Genomic DNA, 1,098 nt, shown 5'->3' on the forward strand with positions numbered 1-1,098 from the left:
GCGCTGGCGCTCTACGGCACCGTCGGCCTCGGCCTCGCCGGCGCGGCGGCGACGCTCGCGTCCGGTCCGCTATATTCGGCCTTCCACGGCCGCGGCTTCTGGGCGATGGCGGTGCTGAGCCTCGCCGCGCTGCCGCTCGTTCCGCGCTTGCGCCCGCCGTCGGAAGGCACGACCTCTGCGTGACGGCGCGTTTCATGGTACAAAACCGGAACATGCCGTCGGTCCCCGCAACACAACGCCCAGGTCCATGCCGCACGTCGTCGAGATCCTGATCCCGCTCGCGATCGACACCGCCTACAGCTACGCGGTGCCCGCGGGCCTGGCGCTGGCGGCGGGCGACGTGGTGCAGGTGCCGCTCGGGCCGCGCGAGACGGTCGGCGTGGTCTGGGGCGTGGCGGAGACGGCGGGCGGCTCGAACCTGCGGCCGGTCACCGGCTATCTCGGCGTGGCTCCGCTCTCCGAGCCGCTGCGCAGGCTGGTGGACTGGATCGCGCGCTACACCCTGGCCCCGAAGGGCTCGGCCCTCGCCATGGTGCTGCGCCTGCCCGACGAGGCGGCCGCCGCCGAGGTGGTCCGCGTCGGCGTCCGCACCACCGGCAAGCTCCCGGCCCGCCCGACCAAGGCCCGGGACAAGGTTCTGGCGGTCGCCGCCGACGGCGAGATCCGGGGCAAGAGCGTGCTCGCCAAGACGGCCGAGGTCTCGCTCTCGGTGATCGACGGGCTGATCGACGACGGCGCGCTGGAGACGGTGGCGCTCGCGCCCGAGCCGGTGGCGCTCCCCCCCGATCCGGAGTTCCCGCGGGTGCCGCTGTCGGAGGCGCAAGCCGCGGCGGTCGCGGACCTGGTCGCCGCCCCCGCGGAGGCGGGCGGGAGCGGCGCCGTCCTGCTCGAGGGCGTCACCGGCTCGGGCAAGACCGAGGTCTACTTCGAGGCGGTGGCGGAGTGCGTCCGCTCAGGCGGGCAGGCGCTGATCCTGATGCCCGAGATCGCGCTGACGGCGCAGTTTCTCGACCGCTTCGCCCAGCGCTTCGGCGTCCGTCCGGCGGCCTGGCATTCCGGCATCGGCGGGCGGCGGCGCGAGCGGCTGCGCGCCGGGGT

Annotated in this window: 1 protein-coding gene and 1 pseudogene; both read left to right on the forward strand. The window is 75.0% G+C overall.

The features are described from left to right. A pseudogene (locus tag FV223_RS28285) lies at positions 1-183 on the forward strand (MFS transporter); the annotation flags it as partial. 64 nt (positions 184-247) lie between these two features. Then, a partial coding sequence (locus FV223_RS28290) for a DEAD/DEAH box helicase (protein WP_147729960.1) occupies positions 248-1,098 on the forward strand: 851 nt, incomplete at its 3' end.

Source organism: Methylobacterium sp. WL116 (genome assembly GCF_008039455.1).
Lineage (GTDB): Bacteria > Pseudomonadota > Alphaproteobacteria > Rhizobiales > Beijerinckiaceae > Methylobacterium.